At 69.4% G+C, this 20935-nt stretch carries 20 protein-coding genes; 4 read left to right on the top strand and 16 right to left on the bottom strand.

Annotated features, from left to right (window positions below):
- Positions 1–4 precede the first annotated feature (4 nt).
- A complete protein-coding gene (purF, locus tag ADX84_RS14825; RefSeq protein ID WP_049574092.1) occupies positions 5–1501 on the bottom strand; it encodes an amidophosphoribosyltransferase in 1497 nt (498 codons plus the stop codon).
- Between the two features lie 44 nt (positions 1502–1545).
- The gene (locus ADX84_RS14820; protein ID WP_049574011.1) at positions 1546–2010 is read right to left on the bottom strand and encodes a sterol carrier family protein; all 465 of its coding nucleotides are present in this window, start codon (positions 2008–2010) and stop codon (positions 1546–1548) included.
- 452 nt (positions 2011–2462) lie between these two features.
- On the opposite strand from ADX84_RS14820, the gene ADX84_RS14815 reads away from it, so the two are divergent.
- Complete coding sequence (locus ADX84_RS14815) at positions 2463–3080, top strand: DUF47 domain-containing protein (protein WP_017544221.1); 618 nt, start codon at positions 2463–2465, stop codon at positions 3078–3080.
- An 18-nt stretch (positions 3081–3098) separates the two neighbouring features.
- On the opposite strand, the gene ADX84_RS14810 is transcribed toward ADX84_RS14815, so the two are convergent.
- The gene (locus ADX84_RS14810; protein ID WP_049574006.1) at positions 3099–4649 is read right to left on the bottom strand and encodes a CdaR family transcriptional regulator; all 1551 of its coding nucleotides are present in this window, start codon (positions 4647–4649) and stop codon (positions 3099–3101) included.
- A gap of 163 nt (positions 4650–4812) precedes the next feature.
- On the opposite strand from ADX84_RS14810, the gene ADX84_RS14805 reads away from it, so the two are divergent.
- The 3 genes from ADX84_RS14805 (at position 4813) to ADX84_RS14795 (ending at position 7111) form a co-directional block, all read left to right on the top strand.
- Positions 4813–6072, top strand: coding sequence for an FAD-binding oxidoreductase (locus tag ADX84_RS14805; RefSeq protein WP_049574001.1), 1260 nt, complete (start codon positions 4813–4815; stop codon positions 6070–6072).
- Positions 6073–6151: 79 nt separating this feature from the next.
- On the top strand, positions 6152–6604 hold the full coding sequence (locus ADX84_RS14800) for a GreA/GreB family elongation factor (RefSeq protein WP_049573997.1): 453 nt from the start codon (positions 6152–6154) through the stop codon (positions 6602–6604).
- An 87-nt stretch (positions 6605–6691) separates the two neighbouring features.
- Positions 6692–7111: a PaaI family thioesterase gene (locus tag ADX84_RS14795; RefSeq protein ID WP_049573992.1), complete on the top strand. Its 420-nt coding sequence runs from the start codon at positions 6692–6694 to the stop codon at positions 7109–7111.
- Here the strand turns inward: ADX84_RS14795 and ADX84_RS14790 are convergent.
- From ADX84_RS14790 to ADX84_RS14730, 13 genes are all read right to left on the bottom strand, one after another.
- Complete coding sequence (locus ADX84_RS14790; protein ID WP_049573988.1) at positions 7098–8063, bottom strand: nucleoside hydrolase; 966 nt, start codon at positions 8061–8063, stop codon at positions 7098–7100. The genes ADX84_RS14795 and ADX84_RS14790 overlap by 14 nt on opposite strands.
- 78 nt (positions 8064–8141) lie before the next feature.
- Positions 8142–8846 carry a type I-E CRISPR-associated protein Cas6/Cse3/CasE gene (gene cas6e / locus ADX84_RS14785; RefSeq protein ID WP_049573983.1) on the bottom strand — a complete coding sequence of 235 codons (705 nt, stop codon included), beginning with the start codon at positions 8844–8846 and terminating at the stop codon, positions 8142–8144.
- Entirely contained in the window at positions 8837–9601 is a 765-nt protein-coding gene (cas5e, locus tag ADX84_RS14780; RefSeq protein ID WP_234003980.1) for a type I-E CRISPR-associated protein Cas5/CasD, read from the bottom strand. Before cas5e ends, cas6e begins: the two co-directional genes overlap by 10 nt.
- 5 nt (positions 9602–9606) lie before the next feature.
- A complete protein-coding gene (gene cas7e / locus ADX84_RS14775) occupies positions 9607–10881 on the bottom strand; it encodes a type I-E CRISPR-associated protein Cas7/Cse4/CasC (RefSeq protein ID WP_049573980.1) in 1275 nt (424 codons plus the stop codon).
- Between the two features lie 46 nt (positions 10882–10927).
- Positions 10928–11506 carry a type I-E CRISPR-associated protein Cse2/CasB gene (gene casB / locus ADX84_RS14770; RefSeq protein WP_156208091.1) on the bottom strand — a complete coding sequence of 193 codons (579 nt, stop codon included), beginning with the start codon at positions 11504–11506 and terminating at the stop codon, positions 10928–10930.
- The gene (casA, locus tag ADX84_RS14765; protein WP_049573974.1) at positions 11499–13166 is read right to left on the bottom strand and encodes a type I-E CRISPR-associated protein Cse1/CasA; all 1668 of its coding nucleotides are present in this window, start codon (positions 13164–13166) and stop codon (positions 11499–11501) included. Before casA ends, casB begins: the two co-directional genes overlap by 8 nt.
- A gap of 146 nt (positions 13167–13312) precedes the next feature.
- A complete protein-coding gene (locus ADX84_RS14760) occupies positions 13313–13666 on the bottom strand; it encodes a hypothetical protein (RefSeq protein WP_049573969.1) in 354 nt (117 codons plus the stop codon).
- A 35-nt stretch (positions 13667–13701) separates the two neighbouring features.
- The gene (locus ADX84_RS14755) at positions 13702–16182 is read right to left on the bottom strand and encodes a CRISPR-associated helicase/endonuclease Cas3 (protein WP_049573965.1); all 2481 of its coding nucleotides are present in this window, start codon (positions 16180–16182) and stop codon (positions 13702–13704) included.
- A gap of 102 nt (positions 16183–16284) precedes the next feature.
- Complete coding sequence (gene pstB, locus ADX84_RS14750; protein WP_049573962.1) at positions 16285–17064, bottom strand: phosphate ABC transporter ATP-binding protein PstB; 780 nt, start codon at positions 17062–17064, stop codon at positions 16285–16287.
- A 15-nt stretch (positions 17065–17079) separates the two neighbouring features.
- Positions 17080–18159: a phosphate ABC transporter permease PstA gene (gene pstA, locus ADX84_RS14745; RefSeq protein ID WP_017544214.1), complete on the bottom strand. Its 1080-nt coding sequence runs from the start codon at positions 18157–18159 to the stop codon at positions 17080–17082.
- A complete protein-coding gene (gene pstC, locus ADX84_RS14740) occupies positions 18156–19121 on the bottom strand; it encodes a phosphate ABC transporter permease subunit PstC (RefSeq protein WP_049573959.1) in 966 nt (321 codons plus the stop codon). The genes pstA and pstC overlap by 4 nt, the downstream gene beginning before the upstream one ends.
- A 283-nt stretch (positions 19122–19404) precedes the next feature.
- Entirely contained in the window at positions 19405–20382 is a 978-nt protein-coding gene (gene mshD, locus ADX84_RS14735; RefSeq protein ID WP_049573955.1) for a mycothiol synthase, read from the bottom strand.
- Between the two features lie 141 nt (positions 20383–20523).
- The gene (locus ADX84_RS14730; RefSeq protein ID WP_049573950.1) at positions 20524–20823 is read right to left on the bottom strand and encodes a hypothetical protein; all 300 of its coding nucleotides are present in this window, start codon (positions 20821–20823) and stop codon (positions 20524–20526) included.
- Positions 20824–20935 lie beyond the last annotated feature (112 nt).

The raw sequence follows: 20935 nt of genomic DNA, 5'->3' as shown, positions 1-20935 counted from the left end.
CGCGTTACTTTTGGCTGGTGGCGAGGGTGGAGCCCTCGGGGGTGCCGCAGGCCTTCTCCAACAGGTACTTGCCCTGGGCGTCGGAGTCGACCTCCAACGGGTAGACCCCGTCGAAGCAGGCCCGGCACAGCTGGTCCTTGGGCTGCTCGGAGGCGGCGATGAGCTCCTCCAGGTCCACGTAGGCCAGCGAGTCCGCGTTGACCGACTCGGCGATCTCCTCCACCGACAGGTTCGCGGCGATGAGCTCGGCGCGGGTGGCGAAGTCGATGCCGTAGTAGCAGGGCCAGAGCACGGGCGGGCTGGAGATGCGCACGTGCACCTCGGCGGCGCCCGCGTCGCGCAGCATCCGGACCAGCGCCCGCTGGGTGTTGCCGCGCACGATCGAGTCGTCCACGACCACCAGGCGGCGGCCCTCGATGACCTCCCGCAGGGGGTTCAGCTTGAGCCGGATGCCCAGCTGGCGCAGGGTCTGGCTGGGCTGGATGAACGTGCGCCCCACGTAGGAGTTCTTCACCAGGCCCTGGGCGAACGGGATGCCGCTCGCCTCCGCGTAACCCACCGCGGCGGGCGTGCCGGACTCCGGGACCGGGATCACGAGGTCGGCCTCGACCGGGTGCTCCTTCGCCAGGCGGCGGCCCACCTCCACGCGGGTGGAGTTCACGTTGCGCCCGTTGATGGTGGTGTCCGGGCGGGCCAGGTAGACGTACTCGAACAGGCAGCCCTTGCGCTTGGCCGGGGCGAAGCGGGTGGAACGGACCCCGTCCCCGTCGATCACCAGGAGTTCGCCCGGTTCGATCTCGCGGACCACCTTGGCGCCCACGATGTCCAGGGCGGCGGTCTCACTGGCCACCACCCACCCGCCGGAGCCGGAGTTCTCGCCGAGGCGGCCCAGCACGAACGGGCGGATGCCCTGCGGGTCACGCGCGGCGAAGAGGGTGTTCTCGTCCATGAAGACGAGGGAGAAGGCGCCCCGCACCTGGGGTAGCAGCTCCAGCGCCGCGTCCTCCAGGGAGAGTCCCTCCCTGGCGCGCGCCGCGAGGAGGTTGGTGAGCACCTCGGTGTCGGTGGTCGCGTCCCGCCGTTGGTCGGGAAGCATCGCGGCCAGTTCCGGGGTGTTGATCAGATTGCCGTTGTGGCCGAGCGCCAGACCTCCCTCACGCGCGGTGTAGAAGGTCGGCTGAGCGTTCTCCCACACCGGTGAACCGGTGGTGGAGTAACGGCAGTGGCCGATCGCGAGGTGGCCCTTCAGGGAATCGAGCGTCGCCTCGTTGAAGACCTGGGAGACCAGTCCCATGTCCTTGTAGACGACGATCCGTTCCCCATCGCTCGTGGCGATGCCCGCGGATTCCTGCCCGCGGTGCTGGAGCGCGTAGAGGCCGAAGTAGGTGAGCTTGCTGACTTCTTCGCCGGGTGCCCAGACCCCGAAGACGCCGCAGGCGTCCTGCGGGCCGCGTTCGAGCGGATCGAGGTCCATGGAGAGCCGGCCGTCGGAGTACGACACACGCACAGCTTAGCCGCTGGCCGACGCAGGGTGGCCCCTCGGGGTCAGGCGGACGCCTGCCCCGCCCCCTCGCCCGGCCACAGCGGCAGGTGGGCGGACAGGTCGGAGCGCACACCGCTGGCGCGAACGCCGTGGTCGTGCAGGGTGTCGTCCCACTCGGCCGCGCCCACGGCCAGCCTCAGCCACGTGAGGGGGTCGGTCTCGACGACCCCTGGCGGGGTTCCCCGGGTGTGCGTGGGCCCCTCGATGACCTGGACCGCGCCGTACGGGGGGACGCGCACCTCCAGGCTGCGGCCCGGGGCGCGGTCCGCCAGGACCGCCAGACTGCACCTGACGGCGGCCTTCAGCGCGGGACGGTGCGGTTCCTCGGCCCGCAGGACCGCCCGCGTGGCCGCCGCGACGGCTTCCTCGTCGGTGCCCGCGAAGGCGGGTTCGCCCAGGGCGGAGAGCTGGTCGTCCAGGGCGGCGCGCAACCGGCGCGCGGCGCTCGGCGTCAGGGCTGAAGGCATGGACGAGATCCTAGGCGGGGCCGCCGACCGAAGCGGGTTCGCCGAGGTCACGGCCCTGGCGCCCGAGTCATGAGGAAGGTGGACGCGAGGGGTGCTTGTTATTACGGGTCAATGGACCGAAGGTGGATATCGGGGGTTTCAGCAGGAACTGTCCGTTGGTCTCCGAGCGATCGAGTGATTCGTGTCTCAACGCCCCGCTGGCCAGGGGGAGCGGGACACGGTAGCGTCCCGAACCGTCCCGGTGTCGTCCGAGATTGGGAGGATTGCGAGGGGACCCGCGCAGATGGCGATCCACGCGTCGACACAGACAGACGAACGAGGGGTGACCATACCCGGACCCGCCTCCCCCGACCGGGGTCCGGACGTGCGGCATCCGCACTGTCGCGCTGAAGCAGCTGGTCAGCGCCCTTAACATCCACCAAGGAAGACCACCGCACCATCGGGAGAACGACGTGCGCCTGCGCTTGCGCCCGCGTGATGACAGTTACTACGAGCTGTTCACCGACTCGGCGAACAACCTGGTCATCGGAGCCCGCCTGCTGGTGGAGCTGATGAGCGACGGGGCCGACAGGGAGGCCATCACCGAGAAGATGCGTGCCTGTGAGCACGCCGGTGACGACGCCACCCACGCGATCATGCGCCGACTCAACAAGAGCTCGGCGCCTCCCCTGCACCGTGAGGACATCTACCGCCTGGCCTCCAACCTCGACGACGTCATCGACTCCATGGAGGCGGCCGTCGATCTCATCAACCTGTACGGGTTGGAACAGCTGCCCAAGGGCATCATCGACCAGATCGAGGTGCTGGAGCGGGCCGCCGAACTCACCGCCGAGGCCATGCCCCGACTGCGGAGTATGCGGGACCTCACCCGCTACTGGATCGAGATCAACCAGCTGGAGAACCAGGCCGACCGCATCTACCGCAAGCTGCTGGCGAAGCTCTTCAGCGGAGAGTACGACGCCCTGACCGTGCTCAAGCTCAAGGATGTCATCGAGGAGCTGGAGACCGCCGCCGACGCCTTCGAGCACGTCGCCAACACGGTGGAGACCATCGTGGTGAAGAACGGGTAGGAGGGCCGGCCCCGCGCCTCAACCCCCGGGCGCGTAGGCCTCCAGCGCGATGGCCAGGGCCAGCCGCATGCCGGGCTGGTCCAGGCCGAGCGGGGTCACCTCGGCCATCCTCCGCATCCGGTGCCGGACGGTGTTGGGGTGCACCCCCAGTTCCTGCGCCGCCGCCGTGGGGTCTCCCTGGGCCCGCAGCCAGGCGCGCAGAGTGCGGGCGTGGTCCGTGCCGTGCTCGGCGTCGTGCCGGGTCAGGGCGGCCACCGGGCCGTCGGCGGGGCGGCGGCCGGACGCCGAGGCCATGCGCAGGCGGTGGATGAGCACGTCGCCCCAGGACTCGTCGTAGGCGACCGCCGCTCCCTCGGGCCGGGCCGCGTGCAGGGTGAGGCTCTCGTCCGCCTCCCTGCGGCTCGCGGTCAGACCGGCGAGGTCGGCCGGGGCGCCGATCCCCGCGTTCACCACCACGTGCGCGGGCAGCCCGCGGGTGGTCTCGGCCACCCACGCGCGGGCCGGTGCTGGGTCGGCCCCGCAGGGCAGGACCGTGTAGACGGTGCTCCCGAACACCGTGCTCCGCCCCTGGCGTGACCAGCCGAAACCGGTGGTGGCCCGCTCGAAGGTCATGAGGGTGGCGGAGTGGCGTTCGTCGGGCGTGTGCGCCTGGAGGGCGACCACCCGGTGCGGGGTGGCTGCCAACCCCAGGCGCCCGGCGGCCTCGGTCGGGTCCATCGCGCCCTCCAGCAGGCGGCTCACCAGATCCGACTCCACCTGGCGTTCCAGGTCCGCGCTGACCCTCGTACGCAGCAGGTGCAGCGCCACCGTGCGGGCACCCTCGGCCAGCAGGGCCGAACGCTCGGCGTCCAGCGGCTCCTCACAGGCAGCCCAGAGCGACCCCAGGAACTCCCGGCCCACCCGGACCGCCACCGCCGTACGGCCGCCCAGCCCCAGCCCCGGCTCCGGCGGGAGGTACACGGGGTCGGCGGAGGAGGCCAGGTGCGTGACGACCCCGGTGGCCTCCAGATGGCGCTGGAGCGCCTCGGGGACCCCGCGCCCAAGGATGGTGTCCCAGCGGGCCTGGTCGGCCTCGGACTGGCGGTTCGAGTACGCGAGGACGCGCAGACGGGGGTCCTCGATGGTCACCGGCCCGCCAACCCGCGCGGCGATCGTGTCCGCCAGCGCGGGGAGGTCGGCGGGGCCCCGTCCCGCCTCGGTCTCCCCGCCCTCCAGCACCAGCCCGTAGACCACCCCGGCGACCTGGCCCCAGGACACCGAGGGGTCCACCGTGAGCAGGGCGATCCCCTGGTTCCGGGCTCGGGCGGCGGCCTCGCCGTACGGGTCGACCCCGCCCTCCCGCACGATCCGCACCACCACGGCCAGGGACCGGGAGCGCTCGGCCAGCTCGACCGCGTGGAGCGGGTCCTGGACGCCCACGGCGAGCAGGACGTCGGCCTCCTCCGGCCCGGGGTCGGCCGGATCGTGCACCGCGACCCCGCGCAGCACCGTGTCCGGGGCAGGACGGGGGCCGACCAGCCGGGTTCCGTACGTGCCGAGGATGGTGACCAGCCGGTCCAGCAACACCATGGAAGCCACTCCCTTGGGCATGGAACGCTCACGTTGTGTGATCTCCACACGAGCGTACGCCGAGATTGTCGGGCACGGACAAAGGGTCCGGTGCGCTTACGGGAGAGACTCTGGTCGGGTGCGGCACCGCACCCGCCGTCCAGCACGCACAGGAGAACTCGCCATGTCCGGGAAGGGCGCGGGCGCACCGCGTACCGTCATCGTCGTCGGGGCCGGGATCGTCGGCCTCTCGACCGCCTGGTTCCTCCAGAAGTACGGGGTCGGGGTCACCGTGGTCGAACGCGACACGGTGGCCTCGGGTTCGTCCTGGGGCAACGCGGGCTGGATCTCGCCCGGTCTGGCGATCCCGCTCAACGAGCCTGGTGTGCTCGGCAACGGCCTGAAGGCCCTGTTCGACCCCCGGGCGCCGCTGTCCGTCCCGCCCACCACGGACACCGGGCTCCTGCACTTCCTCGCGTCGTTCGCCCTGAACAGCGGTCAGCGGACCTGGGAGCGGGCGCTGCGCGGCAACGTGCCGCTCAGCTCCGCCTGCCTGGACGCCTTCGAGGAGCTCTCCGAGGGAGGTGTGTCCGCGAAGGTCGAGTCGTCCCCGATCACCGCGCTGTTCACCTCCAGGAAGCACGCCGCCCGGCTGCTCATGGAGCTGGACACCGCCCGCGAGGCGGGTCTGCCGCTGACCTACTCGGCGCTCGAGGGAGAGGCCGCCCGAGCCGGTGTCCCGCTCGCCTCGAATCAGGTGCAGGCGGGCGTGCGCATCGACGGACAGCGCTACGTCAACCCCGGGGTGTACACCCACGCGCTCGCGGACTCCGTGCGCGAACGCGGCGGGAGCGTGATCGAGAAGTTCCGGGTCACCAAGGTGGAGGCCGCCCGCGACGGCGGGTTCCGGCTGCACTCCGCGCACGGCGAGACCGAGTCCGGCGACGCGGTCGTGGTGGCCACGGGGGCGTGGCTGGGACGACAGGCCAGGCCGTGGGGCGTCAACGTGCCCCTGCGCGCCGGACGCGGCTACAGCTTCATGGTCCCCACGGAGCGGATCGTCCCCGGCCCGGTCTACCTGCCCGAGGTCCGGGTGGCCTGCACACCGCACGGTGAGGGGCTGCGCGTGGCCGGAACCATGGAGTTCCGGGCCATCGACGCACCCTTCCGCGCGGAGCGGGTCAGGGCGATCACCGAGTCGGCCGCGCCCTACCTGGACGGGGTCGACCTCGACAAGCGCACCGACGACTGGGTGGGTTCCAGACCCGTCACCTCGGACGGCCTGCCCCTGATCGGGCAGACCGACGTCCCGGGGCTCCACGTGGCGGGCGGGCACGGCATGTGGGGGCTCACCCACGGGCCCGTCACCGGGCGCCTCCTGGCGCGCGCGGTCGCCACCGGCGCACCGTCCCCGGCACTGCGCCCCTTCGACCCCACCCGCTGAGGTCCGTTCCACGAAACCCAGCAGGTCCCGTCCGCGCCCCGCCGAACCCCGGCGGGGCGCCTTCGTACAAGGAGACCCCATGACGAACCGCACCTGGCTGACCCCGGGCACCCACCAACGCCTCACCACCGAACTGGCGGTCCTCACCGGCACGTCCGCTCCGGGAACCGGGGGCTTCCCCCTCATCGAGGACAAGGACGCCCGGGAGACCCGCGTCAACCGCATCCAGGAGATCCTCAGGGACGCGGTCATCGGGGAGGCCCCTCCGGACGACGGCATCGCCGAGCCCGGCATGGTCGTCACCGTCCGCTACGGCGACGACCCCGACCCGGAGACCTTCCTGCTGGGCGTGCGCGACCGCGCGGACTCCGACGGCATGCCGGTGTGCTCGACGGAGTCGCCCCTGGGACAGGCCATCCTCGGCGCCGAGCAGGGGGAGGAGCGCACCTACACGGCACCCAACGGGCGGACACTCAGGGTGAGTCTGGTGCGCGCCGTTCCCTACGGCTCGGAGGCCGTCGAGGTTCCCTGAGTCCGGGGCGGGGTCGCTCACATCGGGATCGGCCCCGCCCCCGGACATGGCCCTAGGGTGGCGGTACCCGCCTCAGGAAGGAAGCCCATGGCCGAGGAGATCACCCCGGAGCTCGCCAACCGCGTCCTGGCCGCCCAGCCCTTCAGCCAGCTGGTCGGGGCCCGGATCGCCGTCTTCGAGCCCGGCAGGGCCGTCCTGGAGGTCGACGTCCGCGACGAGCTCCGCCAGCAGAACGGCTTCCTGCACGGCGGGGTGCTCGCCTACGCGGCGGACAAAGCGCTGACCTTCGCGGGAGGTACCGTGCTCGGCGCCTCGGTGCTCACAAGCGGGTTCTCCGTCGAGTACCTGCGACCCGCCCGGGGACGCCTGCTCAGCGCCCGCGCCCACGTGGTGGAGTCCACCCGCCGCAGGGCGGTGTGCCGCTGCGACCTCGTGATGGTCGACGACGAGGGTTCCGAGAGGACAGTGGCGGCCGCGCAGGGCACCATCGCCCTCACGGACCGGTGATCACCCTCGGCGGCAGGGTCTCGCGGGACAGCAGCGACAGGAGGTACTCGAAGAAGCCCTCCGCGTCGATCTCCTCGATGACCCGCGCGTTGGGCTCAAGCCCGTGGACGCCCCAGGACATCGCCGAGTAGCCGCGGGTGAGCTCCCCGGCCGTCTCCACGTCCACGTGGTACGGAGAGGCCGCGAGTACGAGTTCCGGGTGGAGGAGCACGGCCGCGGTCAACGAGTCCGGGTGGGTGGTGCCGTCGATGCCCACCCTGCGGTCGAAGTCCAGGGTGGCGGCGCAGATCGTCGTGAAGAACCGGGACAGCGGCGTGTCCAGCTCGGCGATACGGTCCAACCGGTCCTGCCCGAACACCGCCTGCCGCAGTGTGAGCGGGTCCCAGGGCACCACGGTCACGTCGAATCCGGCGGCGAAGACCGCCTTGGCGGCCTCGGGGTCCACGTAGAAGTTGAACTCGGCGGCGGCGGTGATGTTGCCCCGGCCGTTGTTGGACCCGCCCATGACGAACAGGGACTTCACGTTGCCCGCGAAGTCGGGGTCCCGGACCACCGCGGCTGCGATGTTGGTGAGCGGTCCGATCGCCACGATCGACAGCTCACCGGGATTCTCGGCGGCCATGCGCACCAGGGCGTCCACGGCGTGCTCGCTCCGGGGCTCCAGCCCGTCCTGGTCCATCGAGAGCCCGCCGGACCCGTCCCCGTGCACGTTCTCGGCGCTCACCCACTCACGCACCAGCGGACGCCGACAGCCCAGATACACGGGCACGTCGGAGCGCCCGCCCGCGACGTTCAGCGTCATGAAGGCGTTGCGGACCTGCTGGTCGAACCCCACGTTCCCGGCCACCATCGTGACCGCCCGCAGGTCGGCCGCCGGGTCCAGCAGGCCCACCAGGAGCGCCACACAGTCGTCCTGGGCGGTGTCGGTGTCGATCACCAGGGGAACGGCCATCAGTCGAGTCCTTCCGCAGGGAGGGTGAAATGCCGGGATCCCGGGCATCGCGTGTCTATCAGCCCGGGTCCCGGCTGTCTAACCTGCTCTGCGTGCGGGAGCCAGGCTGAGCAGGCCGCAGCCGTAGGCCTTGGCCCGACCGATCCCGTTGCCCAGCGCGGCTCGGAACGCCTCGGGGTCGGTGACCCGGAGTCGACCGTCGAACGTCACCGAGGCCACTGTGATCTTGAGCCGGTCCGGCCCCCGGGAGTTCTCCGGAGCCTTCTTGTACCCGACGGCCGGGGGACGGGGCAGGGCCACGACGTCCGGAGCGTCGGCGGAGGAGTCCAGGAGGGCGAAGCCATGGCGCTCCCCCTGACGGACCAGCCACTGGACCTGGAGTTCGGGGTCGTGGATGGGGCGTCGCACGCCTCGGGGGCGCTTCTGCCCGGAGTAGGGCGGAGACACGCTCCGGGTGGGGTTGGCGGTCAGGCGGAAGCTGAACTCGGCCTTGTCCGTGACCGCTGAGAGGACCGGCTGAAGGCTTCTCACCAGGGCGCGGCCGCTGAGGTACCCCTCCGGGAGGGAACCCCAGTTCGGATGGTCCCTGCTCTGCACGTACATGACGAGTTCGCGCCCCTGCCCTTCGAGCCGCCACAGCAGGTCCTGGTGTTCCCGTGCGGGCACGCCGTCCGGGGCTTCGGGGAACCGTGCCATCAGCGTGCGGTGCATGTCGTGGACATCGGCGTAGTCCCGCCGGAAGGCCGGTGACAGGGGGTTGACCGGGACTCGGCTCAGATACACGGGGTCTCTCCTTCCGCGCCGGTGGTGTGGCCGCTGATCATGCCGTCGGTCAGGAGGACCTGGTCGACCCGGACGGCGCGGGAAGCGTAACGACGGGCCCCCTCGGTGAAGGACAGCGGGAGGTCGTGCCGCCGCTCGGCGTATTCGTGGTCGGGGCGGACGTCGACCACCGTCCGCAGCCTCCGCTGGTCCGGTTCGAGACCCAGCATCTCCCGCTGGCGCTCGGGGTCCCGTTCCAGCCAGGGATGGTCCCGAAGCACGTCTTCCAAGGGTCGCTGGGAGAGACCGGTACCCCATCGCCCACGTTCGGCGACGGGCTCGACGAGGGGAGCCGCGGGGACGAAGGCCTTGCGGCCGAAGAAGAGGGGCCAGTGCGGTCGGCGCACCGCTTCCTCAAGCTCCTGGAGCAGCGAGGCCGGGCCCTCCAACACCACCAGGAACAGCGCGTCCGCGAGGTAGTAGCGATCGCTGATCACGGTCCGATGGCTGGTTCCCATGGTGTTGGGGACCTCCTGCGCGGTGTGGAAGTCGCGCTCCAGCAGGCCCTCCCTGTCGACCCGGACACCCAACTTCAGCTTCGAGATCTCCCCGAGTGCCGCGTCGTCGTCCCGGTCGATGCCGCGTGCCGAAGCCAACAACCCGACCACCCCCGACTTGGTCGGTTCCGAGGCGGTGTCTCGCTTGACGAACCTCGACCGCACGCCCCAGGACTGCATGGGGGCGTCGATACGCAGGGCGAGTGTCTGTGTGTGCACGTGGTTCACCCGTGCGACGCGGCCACGGCACGCTCGACCAGAGCGTCCAGCGAGGGCACGGTCTCCCCCTCCTTCAGGCCGCTGACCTCACCGGACAACGAGGAGGCGGCGACCTCGCTGATCTCGTCGTCGCCGTAGAAGCCCCGGAGCTTGCTGAAGTGCGCGAAGAGGCGCTCAGTGGAGTCCTCCATGATCGCGGTTCCCTCCACCGGCTTGAGGAAGGCGTTGGCGAGGTTCCAGGAACCGTGCTCGCGGGCCACCATCATGAGGGTGTCGGGTCGCGTGTGCGCGGCCATCGAGTTCTGCTTGCCGCTGGGAGTCGCGTTCACGAACGCGCGGATCCAGGCACCCAGAGCCCGATCCATGAGCTCGTTGATCTCGCCGTCGTCCGCTGTGGCTCCCGAACCGCTGACCAGGTTGCGCCGAAGCTGATCGAGATCGACGTTGGCGTAGCGGTAGTAACAGGCTGCGTTGAAGTCCACCACCCCGATCATGTCCGCACCGGCGTCCTGGTCGGCCTCGTTGACCTTGAGGTCGTCCACTGCGGTGAAGAAGTCGAACTCGGTGGACACCGCGTGCGTGGAGATGGCGTGCGCGACCTGGGAAGCGGCGTCGACGTTGAAATCCTTGTTGTTCGCGATCATCCGACCGAACAGCGCGATGTCCACGGAACGACCGGCGCTGAGGACGCGGTCGGCGGCCGTCCTCGTCTCCTTCTTCTTCGCGGCCGGGACCTCGTCGAGCTTGTCGAGCTTCTTCTTGTGGCTGTCGACCTGGGTCTTGGTCTTCTTCCGGTCCTCGCCCTCGGCCAGCTTGTGCTTCTCCTGAGCCTTCTCGAGGTCGCTCATGAGCTTGCGCCGCTTGTCGCCCTGCTCAGCGAGATCATCCCAGTGCTCGCGGCAGTACACGGCGAGCTCTTCGGCAGCCTTGGGGCCCAGGAAGAACAGGTACTGCGTGAGGTCCTTCTCCGCGATGGCGAAACCCATCCAGGCCAAGGCCTGCTGGACGATTCCACGTGCCTCGTCGGAGGGGACATCGGCGTCGGACGCGCCGTCGAGCAACCGTGCGGTGACGAGTAGCAGGCGTTTGGTGCGCTCACCGAGCTCCGACTGGTCGAGCCCGTATCGGGGGAAGAGCGTCCGGGCCGAGCGCTTCAGGCACTGACTGGAGACCCTGCCGCGAACGACCCCGCCGAAGGTGACGCTCTTCGGCTGGCCGACGTCGTCCCGGTTCAGGTTGCTGGTGGGGAAGGACTGGAGCAGGTGCAGTTCGATGTTCACGTGCGGACTCCGTGCGGTGTGTGCTGTCGAGGGGTGGGAGAAGGCGTTACCGGGTGGGACTCTGATCCCGTGGCGCGGTCCGACCGGTATGGAAGTGCTCGGCCCAACGCAGATGCACCTGGTGCGCACGTGGGCTCCCCGCTGGCGCCTGACGGAGATCGACCAGGTCGTCGAGGAGTTGGCCGTAGTCCAGCGCCACCTTCTGCTGCTGAAGCATCCGCACGGCCTGGCGCAACCGGTTCTGGAGGACGTTCCAGTCGGAGGTGAGCAGTTGGCGCAGACGGGCCTCGGCGGACGAGCCGGTCCCGCAGTCCCTCATGGCGATGCCGAGGGGCCTTCGCCATCCACTCGTGGCTGATCGCGGGTTCAGGGAGAACAGGACCGCGACGAAGTTCCAGACCTCCTTCTCGTCCGGCTCGGGTGAGTGGGGGAGGACGAGGTCGACGACGTCGGGCAGGTAGTGCGGATCGTTGGTACTCCGACGTACCCGGGCGAGGATCCTCCGCGCCCTCGCGACCCGGCTCGCCTCCTGGGACTCCAGGTCACGCCCCAGTGAGTACAGTCCGTGGACGAAGTTCTTTCGGCCTCGGTGGATCCGGGGGCCCGGGGTGCTCATGTCACTCATCCTCTGTCCTCGGCCTGGGGTCGTAGCTCCTCAGGTTCCTGTCGAATTCGTGCCGGATCCCACGCACCCGTTCCTGGAACCCCGAGGTGCATTCCGCGAGCGCCAGGAGGTTTCTCGCTGATCTTCGGGGAAGGATCTCCACCCATCGGTGCTGGGCCTCCTCCGCGGTCTCCTCAACGACGTTCGCCCAGTTCTCCGTGGGCCCGAAGGCACCTTCGTGGTCCTCCTTGATTTTCTCGCCGAGATCGACCAGGTAGTCGTTGAAGTGCTCGGAGAGCCGAGGCCAGAACCACTGCTGGAGGAGTTTCCTTTCCGCTCTCGGAGTATCCCGGAGTAGTGCGTGATATTCCCGTTCCAGTTTTCCGAGTTCGTCACCCACGTCATCGGCCAGGGAAACGGCCAATCCCATGAGGGGTTCCAGCCGTGTCTCCTGCGGCCGTGCCCGAAGCACAGCTGCGGGGGCGGGCACGACCTCCTCCAGCCAGGTGTGCACCGCGCCTCGGTTGGGGTCGAGCTGCTGCCCCAGCACACGGATCGTGTAGACGGTGGATCCGGGCAGGGCGTCCCTCCCCTGGTGCCTTTCGGCCACGTGGTCCAGGTTTCGGGGGCGGAAGCGTTCTCGCTGACTGTCGTTGTCCTCGTCGGCCAACAGGAGTTCGCGGCAGTGCCGCCACACCCCACGCAGCTCCTCCAGCTGGACGGGCTTCCAAGGGCTGGCGACTCCCTTGCCGGGCACGTTCTTCTTCTTGGTGAAGGTGCGACGGTAGGCCGCCATGTTCTCGACGAGACGGAGATCCGTACTCAGCCGGGGGCCGGGAAGGATGGCCACCCCGTCGATGACGACGCCGTTCGCGCCAACCCGACCACGGAGCCGCACGTGGCGTGACGGCCAGGTGAGGAGGTCCAGCAGACCATAGGGGGCGCGGCCTCGCTTGTCGGCCTCCTGCGAACCCTGGGAGTCCGTGGGGTCACGTTCCCAGACGGGCCGATCGCCGGGCCCCGGTCGCGGGTCCAGAGTGTCGTCGCCCCAGTTCGGGGTCGTGTTGAGCAGGAGGGTCTCGCGCAGGGTGGAACCCTCGATGAGGACCGTCGCTGAGCTGTTGCCCAGGGACGGCTGCGAGGGAAGTTTCCCCGTCTTGAGGCCGCCGGTGTCGAAGGCCTGAACCGTGACCAGCCACCGAGCCGCCTCGGCGGGGCTCAGTTCCACCTGGTCTTCCTGGGTGCTGTGATCGAAGAGCGTGGCGTTGTTGCCCGCGGCGCGGAACATGGTGAGCTTGGCGGTGGAGCCGAGCAACTCTTCCGGGATGTCGGGCGTCTGGAAGAAGGGGCGGTCTCCGAACAGGTCGAACCGGTCGCGGTATCCGGGGGAATCCCCCTCACCGTTCAGATAGCGGTCCAGCCGCTCCGTGGGGAAGGGCCCTCGGTGCCACAGCTCGGACCACCGCGTGCGCCATCCCGCGCTCTCGATCCCGTCGAAATAGACGCGGAAGGTCAGCGTGACCAGCAGTCGGTGCAGGGCTGCCGTGACAGTGGGGGTCTCACCCTGGAGCCAGCGGAATTCGTGTGCCCTGTCCAGGGCCTCCTGAAGACCGACAGTTTCCGGTTCGCCCTTGAGGGTGACTACCGGTATCCAGGGTTCTCGGAGAAGGTCGAACCTCAATGCTCGTCTTTCCGTGCCGATCGTTCATCAGTGATGGGGCCAGGGGTGGCAAGGAAGAAGGGAGTCTGGGCCCGACCCTATCCGAGCTGCTGTGCCCTGTGTTCGGAATTCGAAAGCTCTCGCCGGAAAAAGCTGGCCGGTAATGGTCAGACGGAGTCCGAGTTCACGATCCCCAGCCCGAACACCGGATGCAGGGTAAAGGTGAATGGTCCGACGGTCGCGCGGTCGTCAGGACCCACGTGCAGGACACGGTGCCCGCTCAACCAACCGGTCGCCTCGAAGGACTCTGGAAGGCCGAGCTGATCACGAAGGGCTTCGAGTATCTCCTCGGTGATCTCCTCGTCGACCTCCAGGAGGATCGACGAGTCTCTCAGCGCGGACACGGTGTCGGAGTCGATCCGAACCGCTGACAGGTTGACTCTCCTGCCGAAATGTGTTCGGTGCCCACCCTCCGTTTCCCACAGGGGAATGAGCGTCAGGCCATCCAGTTCCTCGTCCATGGAACCTCCTTCGAGTGTGGAGCGTCGTTTCGGGCTCAGTCCCGAGTGCCTCGGCTGGAGTGGGCGTCGTGGGTGAGCTGGTTGATGCGGTCTCCGTCCACCAGGCGTTCGATCCGGCGGGTCTGAGCACCGGTCCACTCCCGATCGATGCGGATTCGGCGTTCGAGTTCAGCGGAAGCGACTCTCCGGCCGTACTCGACAGGGAGGGAAGAGTGGTCCTCGTAGGCTCTGCGCACCAGCTCGGGCAGGTCGTGGGGCAGGGCGATGGAACTCCGCTCGGAGAGAAGACCCTCCGTCGCCAGGAGCAGACTCCTGGCATAGATGATCGCGGATCCGGGAGGAAAGGTCCCGGGGGTGTTGCCCCTGATGATCAGGACCCGTGGTTCGGCCACCGGTGCGGGCCGTGAGCGCCCTCGGTGTCTGTGTAGCCGCCCGAGCCGCTGGCACAGATGGTCCACCGGTGCCGGGTCCGTCACCATGAAATCGAAGTCGACGTCCACGCCGTGCTCCAGCACCTGGGTACCCACGGCGATGACTCGCTCGGCGCCGGCGTTCTCCCGCTGAACGGACTCCGGACCGCGCAGCTCGTTGAGCGTGGCCTCGTTCTCCCGCCGGCGGCGCTGGTAGGTGCGATCACCGGTCAGGTGGAGGAGTGTCGCGGTCCCATTCCACCCACGTGCTTCCAACTGGTGCTCCAACGCCTCGAACACGTCGCGAGCCCCGTTCTTGGTGTTGCGGATGACCGCCGCGCAACCCCCCTCGCCCAGCCGATCGAGGACCTGGCCAGCGATCTCCTGGGGGTCGTTGGGGACTGGCTCCCATTCAATGGTCCGGAGGGGGTTGTCCTCGGACAGCTTCACCGGTTGGACCTGCGGGATATCAGAGGGCTCGGCCCAGGTGAGCTTCCATGGGTCACCCGACTGGGAGGGGATCTCCACCCACTCGGGGCGGAGTCCCTGTCGCACCCTGGCACCGTTGCGCCAGGAGTTGACGAGCTTCGTCCTCTGGGCGTCGGTGAGGGTCGCCGACAGCATTACGACCGGAACGCCCATACGACCGCACCACCAGAGCAGCACTTCGAGGAACGCGGACATGTGGGCGTTGTAGGAGTGCACCTCGTCCAGGAGCAGGACCTTGTTGCTCACGGCGGACAGACGCATGGTGACGCTCTTGCCGCGGATCGCGGCCTTGAGGAGTTGGTCGATGGTTCCGGTTCCGAAGGGAAAGATGATGCCTCGGTTGATGTGGAACGTCTTCAGGGCCCACTTTCGGATCTCGTGATCCTCAGGACAGACGTCTCTCGGAGCGAGGGTCTCGAGCAGGGTGGGGTCGCTGTCCGGGTCGTGGGGATCCTTGGCGTACAGCAGGTGTGAGCGGAGTCCCGACCCGGCACGGTCCAGCAGGTCGTTCGCCTGAGCGTGCACGTCCCGGGCCAGGGAACGGTTGGGAGAGGCGAGGTAGGCACCTGCCCGCCGCAGCCGTGCGGCGAGGATGGTGGAGGCCAGGAGCCCGGCCTTGGTCTTGCCCTCTCCGGTCGGCGCCTGAGCCACGAGGATGCCGGGCCCGCTGACTCCCTCCAGGAGCTGGGAGACGGCCTGTTGGAGCGGCCGGGCGCCCTTCTCCTTCGGAAAGAGAGAGCCGAAGGAGGTGTCCGCAGGAGGTTCCCAGGGCACCCAGTTCACCCGGCCGAGGTTGGTGTGGATCCAGGTACGAGCGCTGTCCAGGTAGCCGGGCAGCTCGTCCACGGAAAGGCTGCTGCGACGCGGGTAGGACTCACCTTTCAGGGTCGTCTCGTCCGAGGCGGTCCAGTCGCTGACCATGGTCAGCCCGGCCAGCCCCACCGCAGCCGCCGGAGAGAGATGGGTCTCCCGCCAACCCTCGGTGTAGGGAGCCAGTCCCACGGCACCGGCGACGAGTTCGATGAAGAGGTGCCTCGCCCGTTCCCAGCGTTCGTCACCCAGGTTGTGTGCCTGCGCCGCGGCCTGGCGGGTCTGCTTCGGATGGGGGAGCCAACCGTGGTGGCCGCCCAGCGCGTCGACGATGTTGTACCTGGCCGACCAGGGCGCGCCCCGCTTTCCGAGCCATGTCTCCAAGTGCACCGCGGTCACGCGTTCGTGGCGGGCCTTGCGCCAGTCGCCCTCCAGGCTCCGGTGGAACTCCTCGGGGATGTGGACCCTGGCCCGGTCCTTCCGGAGCGCCTGGAACGCGGGGGAGAGCTTGCCGAGGTCGTGCAGGGCGCACAGGAGGAAGATCCAGGCGCGAACCTGTTGCCTCGCCTCCTCCGGATCCAGACCTTGATTCGCGAGAGGGGACAGCCCCTCCTCCAGTTCTCGGCGGATCTCCGGCCCCAGGAAGACCTCGTACAGGGCCTCGGCCGCTGCGTAGGTGTCCAGGGCGTGGCAGATCAGCGCGTGCGGCTCAGCGTCCGTCTTCGGTCCCAGCTTTCCCCAGGCGGTGAGGACCAGCTTCTCGATCTGGATCGGTGACGTGAACGCGGTGTACTCAGGAGGTGACATGTCCTGCTTTCCAACGCAGAAGGGGCCCCGATCAACGGGACCCCCTCAGGGAAGCACAGGGCAGTGACAGAACGGATTCGAGCCGAACCGATCCGTGGTCGGCTACCCGAACCGGCCGGTGATGTAGTTCTCGGTCTCCTTCTTCTCCGGGCGGGTGAAGATCTGGTTCGTCTCGCCCATCTCGATCAGCTTGCCGGGCTTGCCCGGGGCCGAGAGGTTGAAGAAGGCGGTCCGGTCGGAGACGCGGGCGGCCTGCTGCATGTTGTGGGTGACGATCACGATCGTGTAGTCCTCCTTCAGCTTGTGAATGAGGTCCTCGATCGCCAGGGTCGAGATGGGGTCCAGCGCCGAGCAGGGCTCGTCCATGAGGAGCACGGACGGCTTCACGGCCGTGGCACGGGCGATGCACAGGCGCTGCTGCTGGCCGCCGGACAGGCCCGAGCCGGGCTTGTTCAGGCGGTCCTTGACCTCTTCCCAGAGGTTGGCGCCGCGCAGCGACTCCTCGACCAGCCCGTCCGCCTCGGACTTGCTCATCCGCGTGTTGTTGAGCCGGGCCCCGGCGATCACGTTGTCGTAGATCGACATCGTGGGGAACGGGTTGGCCTTCTGGAAGACCATGCCGATCTCGCTGCGGACCATCACCGGGTCGACCTCGCGACCGTAGATGTCGAGGTCGTCCAGGAGGACCTTGCCCTCGGCGCGGGCGCCGGGGGTGACCTCGTGCATGCGGTTCAGGGTGCGCAGGAAGGTCGACTTGCCGCAGCCGGAGGAGCCGATGAACGCCGTCACGGAGCGGGGTTCGATGGTCATGGACACGTCCTCGACCGCGAGGAAGTCGCTGTAGTAGACGTGCAGTCCGGAGACGTCGATTCGTTTCGCCACAGGGTGTTCCTCGTTTTAGCGGGTCTTGGGTGCGAAGAGGCGGCCGATCACGCGGGCCAGGACGAACAGCAGCATGACCGTCAGGACCAGCGTCAGGGCGGCGGCCCAGGCCCTCTCGTAGTTGACGGCCCCACCCATGCGGAACTGCGAGTAGATGAACACCGGCAGGCTCATCATCTGGCCGTCGAACAGGTTCCAGTTGATGGACACGGCCGACGACCCGGCGGTGAGGACCAGCGGTGCCGTCTCTCCGATAACGCGCGCGATGGCGAGCATGATTCCGGTGGTCAGCCCGGCCGCGGAGGTGGGGAGCACCACCTTGGTGATCGTGCGCCACTTGGGCACGCCCAGGGCGTAGGAGGCCTCACGCAGGTCGCGGGGGACCAGGCGGAGCATCTCCTCGCTGGAGCGGACCACGACCGGGATCATCAGCACGGCGAGGGAGATCGCGCCCGCCGCGCCGTTGGTCTTGCCGGGGCCGAACAGCATCATCCACAGCGCCACCACGAAGAGACCGGCGACGATGGACGGGATGCCGGTCATGACGTCCACGAAGAACGTGATGACCTTCTTCAGGCGGCCCTGGGCGTACTCGACCAGGTAGACGGCGGTGAGCACGCCGATCGGCACCGAGATCAGCGTGGCCATCCCGGTGATCGCCAGGGTTCCGACGATCGCGTGATACACGCCGCCCGCGTCCATGCTCGGCAGCACGCCGTTCATCGACACGGACAGGAAGTGGCCGTCGAAGCGGTCCAGCCCGTAGCCGACCACCGTGTACAGCAGCGACACCAGCGGCGCCATGGCGAGCAGGAACGCGGAGTAGACCAGCGAGGTGACCAGGCGGTCCTTGGCCTTGCGGCCGCCCTCGATCCGCGCCGAGGCGGTCACGACGATGACCACGTAGGAGACGGCGGTGAGCAGGGCCCACAGGACCACGCCGAAGGAGGAGAAGGCGGCCAGCACGCCCGCCACCACCATGCCGCACGCGACCAGCAGGACCAGCGGGAAGCGGTTGGGCAGGGCGCCGGAGCGGAGGTGGTTCCCGGCCGGGCCCGCGTCGGGGGCAGGAGGCTGCGTCGTCGTCATGCTCATGCGGACTCCTTGTTGCCCCGGGCCACGACGTAGCGGGCGCCCATGTTGACGGCCAGGGTGATCGCGAACAGCACCAGGCCCGCGGCGATCAGCGCGGACACGCCGTAGCCGGTGGCCTCCGGGTACTGGAGGGCGATGTGCGCGGCGATGGTCTGGTTGCCGCTCTGGAGCAGGTTGAAGGAGATCGCCAGGGACGGGGAGAGGATCATGGCGACGGCCATGGTCTCGCCCAGCGCGCGGCCCATGCCGAGCATGGCGCCGCCGACGATCCCGGACTTGCCGAAGGGCAGGACGGCGAGGCGGATCATCTCCCAGCGGGTGGCGCCCATGGCGAGCGCGGCCTCACGGTGGCCCTGCGGGACCTGGTGGAACACGTCGCGGGACATCGCGGTGATGATCGGCAGGATCATCACGGCCAGGACGACGCCCGCGGTGAGCAGCGTGCGGGCGGAGGTGGAGGCGGGGCCCGCGAAGAGGGGGATCCAGCCCAGGTACTTCGTCATGCCCTCGTAGACGGGCACCAGCTGCGGGGCCAGCACCATCATGCCCCACAGGCCGTAGACCACGCTGGGGATGGCGGCGAGCAGGTCGACCAGGTAGCCGAGCGTCGTGGCGAGCCGTCGGGGCGCGTAGTAGACGATGAACAGCGCGATGCCGATGGCCACCGGGGTGGCCAGCAGGAGCGCGATCGCGGCGGCCATGACGGTACCGAAGGCCAGTGCCGCCACACCGAACGACGGGTTCTCCCGGACGTTGGCGTTCCACGACTGGTCCGTCAGGAAGTTCGAGGTGTTGGCCAGCAGCGACGGCCAGGCCTGGACCAGGAGGAAGGCGGCCACACCCGCGAGGATCAGCAGGATCAGGAGCCCCGATCCTCGGGCGAGCCCGGCGAAAACGACATCGCCGATCCGGCGCTTGCCCGTGGGCGGGGGTGCCGCCTTGGGCGCGTCCGTGGTCGTCATGGATTCTCCGGTTCGGAAGTTTGTGCGGGGCTGGTCATCGGTCCGCGTCCCAGCGGGACGGCGGTGAACCACGCGGGACCCGACCGCGGTGCCAGGGCCAACGCACGGAAAACAGCCGAACCGCGCCGATTGCGAAGGTAGGCGCAGGAAGTGACCAGTTGTCCCAGAGAAGATGAACGGAAGGTGAACGCGGTGTCGCACTCTTGTGGCGCACCGGGGTTCGTCCGGTGAATGTGACAAGCCGCACGTCGCGCGGGCCTTCGGGGGCGGCCCGCACCGGCGTTCAGCTCCGGGGCTCGGAGGGGGCGTACATCACGTCCGTGTCCCACATGGTGAAGCCGAGGGACTCGTACAGGCGCACCGCGGCCTCGTTGTCACCGTCCACGTACAGGTGGACCCAGGGCAGCCCGGCGTCACGCAGGTGGACGAGTCCGGCCAGGGTCAGGGCGCGGCCCAGCCCGGTGCCCTGCCACGCGGGGTCGACCCCCACCACGTAGACCTCGCCGACGGCCTCGTCGTCGCTCAGTCCGGCACCGTCGGCGTGCGTCTTGGTCCAGTGGTAGGCGGCGATCGCGCCGCTGTTGGTGGACGCCACCAGGAACCCCCGGGGGTCGAACCAGTCCTCGACCTCGCGCTGGAGCAGGTCGTCCAGGGTGAGCGAACCCTGCTCGGGGTGGTCGGCGAAGGCGAGCGCGTTGGCCCTCAGCCACGGCTGCTCGTCCTGGCCCACGACGAACGGCCGGATGCGCACCTTCTCGGAGACCTCGGGCCGCAGGACGGGCTCGGGCAGCTCGGGCGCGGTCCACGGGCCGCCCGGGACCTCGGGGCCCAGGTCGCGCAGGGGCATGCGCATCTTGTGCAGCTCCCGGACCGGCTCCCAGCCCTCGGACTCCGCCACCGAGACCGCACCGGGTGTGCGCCCGTGAGCCCACACCCGCACCCCGTGGGGACCCGCGTCCTCACGGATCGAGCGCAGCAGCGTGGATCCGTGTCCGCTTCGGCGGTGCTCGGGGTGCACGACGACCTCGCCGGAGTCCGGCTCGCCCTCGCCTCTCTCCACGAACGCGAACCCCACGACCCGGTCGTCGTGGGAGACGACGTGGAAGCGGCTGCTGCCGGAGGGGGCGCCGTGTCTGATCCGGAGCAGGGTGTGCTCGGACAGGGCGGCGGCCCCGTCCCGCACGCGCGCGGCCTCGGCCAGGGCCAGTACGGGCCCGGCCATCTCCGGTGCGAGGTTGTCAGTGACTAGCGGGGTACTCATGAGCCAGAATCCTAGATCGTGTTGGCCGAATTCCCCACGTCGACGCCCGTACTGCCTCCCTGGACGGCGATCCGGTGGGCGGACGTGAGCGGACCCGGGGCCGGAACGCGCGTTCGTGGCCCCGGGCCGCTCGTCGACGTGTCAGACCTTGCGTCGCCTGCCCTGGTAACCGCCGCCGAGCCGGACCCGGCGGGTGGGTGCCAGCGGGGTGGCGAGCAACAGGGCGAGCAGGAACGCCGCGAGCAGGACGGCCGGTGCGATCGAGGGGCCCATGTCCGAGTGGTCGGCTGCGACCTCGGTCTCGGTGTCCTCGTCGGCCGTGGGCGTGACCAGCGGCAGTTCGGCCAGGTCCTCGGCCTCCCCGGGAGAGAGGTCGGGCAGGTCCGCCTCGTTGCGGGGAAGCGTGGGGATGCTCGCGCCGCTGGTGGGGGCGGTGCTCACGGTCGAACGCGGTGGCTGGTTCGGGGTCCGGGCGGGGCCGCGCTCGTTCCCGGAACCGCCGCCCGCGCTGCTCTCGCTCGCCGAGGGGGAGGGCGTGGGCGTGCCGGACGGG

Source organism: Nocardiopsis sp. SBT366, assembly GCF_001083815.1.
Classification (GTDB): domain Bacteria; phylum Actinomycetota; class Actinomycetes; order Streptosporangiales; family Streptosporangiaceae; genus Nocardiopsis; species Nocardiopsis prasina.
This window is presented reverse-complemented; position numbering and strand designations above follow the sequence as displayed.